This window comes from Variovorax sp. P4_D9 (assembly GCF_056401695.1).
This window is the reverse complement of record NZ_JBFUIU010000661.1, coordinates 1-4954: the sequence shown is the minus strand read 5'-3', so window position 1 is coordinate 4954 and position 4954 is coordinate 1. Positions and strand designations below refer to the sequence as shown.

Below are 4954 nucleotides of genomic sequence, written 5' to 3'. Positions count from 1 at the left end.
ACGTCGTCCGGTGTCCACCACTTGGCGATCCTGCCGTTGTAGAAGTCGAGAAGCTCCTCGCGCGTCACCTCGGCGCCCGGCTTCCTGGCCACGACCAGCAGCGGGCGCTCGTCCCACTTCGGGTGCGCGACACCGATGCACGCGGCCATCGCCACCGCCGGGTGGGCCATCGCGATGTTTTCGAGGTCGATCGATCCGATCCACTCGCCGCCGGACTTGATGACATCCTTGCTGCGGTCGGTGATCTGCATGAACCCGTCGGCATCGATCGTCGCGACGTCGCCGGTCGGGAACCAGCCGTCGACGAGCGGATCACCACCCTCGCCCTTGAAGTAGGCGGCAATGACCCAGGGACCGCGCACCATCAGCTCGCCCGAAGTCTGGCCGTCGCGCGGGAGTTCGCCGCCGTGCTCATCGACAATCTTCATGTCGATGCCGTACAGCGAGCGCCCCTGCTTCGCCTGCAGCGCCCGGCGCTGCGCCGCGTCCAGGCTCGCATGCTTGCCCTTGAGCTTGCCCAGCGCGCCCATTGGGCTCAGCTCGGTCATGCCCCAGGCGTGGATCACCTGGACGCCGTACTTGTCCTCGAAGGCGTCCAACATGGCCGGCGGGCAGGTCGAGCCGCCGATCACGGTGCGCTTCATGGTGCTGAACTTCAGGTCGTTGTCTTCGACATGGGTCAGCAAACCCTGCCAGACGGTCGGCACGCCTGCCGACATGGTCACGCCTTCGGTCTCGAACAGCTCGTGCAGCGACTTGCCATCCATCCATGGGCCGGGGAACACGAGCTTGGCGCCCACCATGCAAGCCACATAGGGCAGGCCCCAGGCRTTGACGTGGAACATCGGCACGACCGGCAGGATCGTGTCGCGCGAMGAGCAGTCGARCGARTCYGGCARTGCGSTSGCRTAGGTGTGCAACACCGTGGATCGGTGGCTGTACAGCGCGCCCTTGGGRTTGCCGGTGGTGCCCGACGTGTAGCACAGCGACGARGCCGTGTTTTCGTCGAACACCGGCCACGTGAATTCCGGGGARTGCGCGTCGATCAGGTCCTCGTAGCAGAGCAGGTTCGGGATCGTCGACGCCACCGGCATGAAGTCCCGGCTGGTCATGGCAACGAATGTCTTGATGGTTTTCACGCGCGAGGCGATCGCCTCGACCAGCGGCAGGAAGGTCAGATCGAAGAACAGCACCTGGTCTTCGGCATGGTCGGCGATCCACACGACCTGGTCCGGATGCAACCGAGGATTGAGCGTGTGCAGCACGGCGCCGGAACCCGACACCGCGTAGTACAGCTCCATGTGGCGGTAGCCGTTCCATGCGAGCGTCGCGACGCGATCGCCGAAGTGGATGCCATTCGCGGCCAGCGCGTTGGCCATGCGGCGCGCTCGCTGGGCGAGGTCGCCGTAGGTCTGGCGATGCAGGTCGCCTTCGACGCGGCGCGAGACGATTTCCTGGTCGCCATGGTGGCGCTCCGCATGATTGAGGAGCGTCGAGATCAGCAGCGGCTGCTGCATCATGTTTGCGTTCATGGTGTCTGTCCTCTTACCAGCGGGTGGAGACGAACCGGCCGGTCACGGCCGCGTCGATGAGATCGGGAACCGCACCGAAGTGCCAGCCCTGTCCGAAGCCGCCGCCGAGCTTGACGTACTTGAAGCTGTTCGTCGCGATGTTGAGGTCGTGACTCCAGGTGCGCACCGGGTTCATGCCCATGCACGTGGAGTGATAGATCTTTCCGCCGGCGTCCTCGATGAGCTTGGCCTCGCCGTTGTCCTTTGCCATGTGGTACGAGGGCGTGTCGGTCTGCACCCACATGTGCACGTTCGGGCTCACCTTGCGGCCCTTGATCAGGCCGGCGATCTGGCGAATCTCGTGGTACGTCAAGTGCGGGCAGCCGAAGACGACGATGTCCACCTTGTCGCTCTTGGCCGAGTCGAGCTTGCGGTAGTACTCCCGCACGTCGTCCAGTGTCACGATGTGCTTCTCGACGTTCGCGGGAACCGCACCACCGAACGCGGTTTCCAGCGTGCGCGACTCGGGCAGGGCCGATCCGATGATGTGCAGCATCGGGTCGTTCATTCCCGCGGAGACGCAACCCGACAGGCACTTGCCGGCCGTCGGGCTCAAGAGCGGCGGCATGTTGACGACGGCCGGGATGCGGTTGCCGCMYTTTTCGGCRATGACGGCGCCCAGGGCCGCCCAGTCCGCCGGRTCRKTCATCTTYTCCTTGACCTCGTCGGTCASCTCGACGAYCACCTTCGCRMGCCGGTTTTCATCGAGCAGCATGCCGTAYTTGGGCAGGTAGCCGGTATAGCCGGCATASACGGTGTTGACCGTGCTCTCGCGGTTGCTGCGCGCGCCGACGAAGGTGTTCAGATAGGCGGCGACGCTGGACTCGGAGGAGGCGCAGAACTCGCCGTAYCTCGGCGTGCGGGTGGTGAGGTGCGCGTTGCACGACTGCGACATGATCCAGCCGTGCTYCTTCAGCGCGTCATGGCCGCGCACATAGCCGTCGTASATRTCCTTGGGMAGCTTGTAGCTGCCGTCGCCCCAYGAGAAATTCCACGGGTAGCCKKSTTCCTCGTACTTGTCGATCTGGACGAGATACGGGTCGTTCAGGCAGATCGTCTTGCTCTCGTCGGCGACGCGGGCATCCTTGATCTCGATGAATTTGTCGTACAGCGGGCTGTGRCCCAWGTCGAAGGTCGMGAGGTCGGGATGCGACCGGTCCTTCATYTCTATSGGRCAGACGTTCAGGACGAAGGACAGCGGCACCATCTCCTCGGCGCCGACAGCCTTGCCAAAGTCCACCAGCTTTTCCAGCGCGAAGCGCCGTGCCTCGCCAAACTTTCCATCCAGCATTTCCTGCTGGTTTCGATCGAGCTTCATATATTCCTCGTGCAATTCAAATGGGGGTTGGACAAGGCATCAGGCCGATGCTTTGCGCGTGATCGTGACGGTGGCTTCCTTGCCGACTTCGTCGGCGCGGATCTCCACCCAGTCGCCTGTGCGGATCTCCTGGAGGGGATCGCCGTCGAGGCAGTCCACCGCGGGGATCTCACCGGCGATGGCGCCCGCGATGTCGATGTCGTGCACGTTGCGGCAGATGATGCCGGTCGGGCCGACCTTGGACACCTGGCACTTGTAGTACAGGCCCACCGAGCCCAGCGTCGTGCCGGACACGGTCGGGTACACCACGATCTTGCCCTTCACGCACTGRCCGTTCAGCGGGTTYTCGTACGCACCGATGATTCCGSYRTCRTTGGYGACCGTGTTGTAGCCCCASCCGAATCGCATTTCACTGACGAGAGCCTCACCGCTGGCCCGCCCCTTGGAGCGGGCAATGCCCTTCATTACTTTCACGTGTTCCATGTTTGTCTCCATGTTTGTCTCTATGTTCTGTTGCGTACTCAGATCAACATGCCGCCGTTGGGCGAGATGACCTGTCCGACGAGGTAGTGCTCGCCCGCCAGGTGCACGACCGTGGCGGCGTACTCTTCGGGGGTGCCCATCCGTCCGGAGGGCACGAGCTGCAAGAGGCGATTGCGGCCTTCCTCGCCCATCGTCTGCAGGACCGCTTCGATCTCCTGCGTGTGGACAAGGCCCGGTGCCATCACATTCACGTAGATGTTGCTGCCGGCGACGTCCGCGGCGACTGCCTTGGTGAAGGCAATCACCGCCCCCTTCGTCGCGCTGTAGTGGGGGCTGTGGGCGGACAGGCCCGACATGCCGGACAGCGATGCGACGTTGATGATGCGTCCGTACTTCTGCGGCTGCATCAGCTTGAGCGCTTCGCGCGTGCAGTAGAAGAGGCCGTGCACATTGACGTCCCACCAGCGGTGCCATTCCTCATCGGTGATGTTGCTGGTGAACTCCAGCGACTGCCGCGGCACGGGCGTCGTGAGGTAGGTGTAGTGGCGATTGCGCCGCACGTCGTCGACCTGCCGGTTGGGCGTCAGCGCCGCGTTGTTCACCAGGATGTGCACAGTGCCAAAGCGTTCGGCCGCCTGGGCGAACATGCGCTGCACCGCAGCGCTGTCCGAGACGTCGCAACGCACGGTCAGGCATTCCGAGCCGGCCTCTTCGACCGCGGCGCGCGCCTGCTCCAGACTCGCTTCATTGACGTCGCAGACGACGAGATTGGCGCCGGCTTCAGCCAGGGAGCGCGCCAAGGCGCGGCCGAGGCCCGGGCCTGCGCCCGTGATGAGCGCGACGCGCCCTTCGAGAGATCTTGTGGATTTCACCATGATGTGCTCCCTGTCTCAGGCCACGCGGCGAAGCGGAGCACCGCGTTCGCCGGACTGACGGTTCGGCGCGTAGCCAATCTTTGCCAGGGTTTCGTCGACGCTCTTGTAGTGCTCGCCGATCTTGTGGATTTCCTTGGCTTGCTTGCCGGTGGCCACCTCGCGATGCAATTCGCGCGAAAGGCGCACCATCTGCTCGACCTGCTTCACCGAGGTCATGCGTTCGCCCTTGCGGCCCCAGAGGTTGTCTTCGATGCCCACGCGCACGTGCAGGCCCATGGCGATCGCCATTGCATTCAAGGGCAGCACGCTGCGCATGATGCTTTCGATGGTCAGGACTGCGCCATCAGGGACTCGGCGGATGAACTCCATCAGGTTGTAGGGGTTCGGACCGTCCATGCCGCCGCCGATCGCCGCCCAGTTCATGGTCAGGGGGCCGGTGTAGAAGGCGCACCATCTGCTCGACCTGCTTCACCGAGGTCATGCGTTCGCCCTTGCGGCCCCAGAGGTTGTCTTCGATGCCCACGCGCACGTGCAGGCCCATGGCGATCGCCATTGCATTCAAGGGCAGCACGCTGCGCATGATGCTTTCGATGGTCAGGACTGCGCCATCAGGGACTCGGCGGATGAACTCCATCAGGTTGTAGGGGTTCGGACCGTCCATGCCGCCGCCGATCGCCGCCCAGTTCATGGTCAGGGGGCCGGTGTAG

5 protein-coding genes and 1 pseudogene are annotated in these 4954 nt (G+C 64.0%); all 6 read right to left on the bottom strand.

All coding sequences use genetic code 11. The annotated features are described in order from the left end of the window. Window positions 1-1532, bottom strand: a 1532-nt coding sequence (locus tag AC1DY5_RS41960; protein WP_478120341.1) for a 3-(methylthio)propionyl-CoA ligase, incomplete at its 3' end; no start/stop codon positions are given. Between the two features lie 13 nt (window positions 1533-1545). Next, window positions 1546-2889, bottom strand: coding sequence for an aconitase X (locus AC1DY5_RS41955; protein ID WP_478120340.1), 1344 nt, complete (start codon window positions 2887-2889; stop codon window positions 1546-1548). A gap of 39 nt (window positions 2890-2928) precedes the next feature. Beyond that, on the bottom strand, window positions 2929-3372 hold the full coding sequence (locus AC1DY5_RS41950) for an aconitase X swivel domain-containing protein (RefSeq protein WP_478120339.1): 444 nt from the start codon (window positions 3370-3372) through the stop codon (window positions 2929-2931). A 38-nt stretch (window positions 3373-3410) separates the two neighbouring features. After that, window positions 3411-4247 carry an SDR family NAD(P)-dependent oxidoreductase gene (locus tag AC1DY5_RS41945; RefSeq protein WP_478120338.1) on the bottom strand — a complete coding sequence of 279 codons (837 nt, stop codon included), beginning with the start codon at window positions 4245-4247 and terminating at the stop codon, window positions 3411-3413. Between the two features lie 15 nt (window positions 4248-4262). Then, window positions 4263-4688, bottom strand: a pseudogene (locus AC1DY5_RS41940) (3-keto-5-aminohexanoate cleavage protein); the annotation flags it as partial. Further along, the coding region (locus AC1DY5_RS41935; RefSeq protein ID WP_478120337.1) for a 3-keto-5-aminohexanoate cleavage protein at window positions 4591-4954 on the bottom strand (364 nt) is incomplete at its 5' end. The gene AC1DY5_RS41935 and the pseudogene AC1DY5_RS41940, both read right to left, overlap by 98 nt.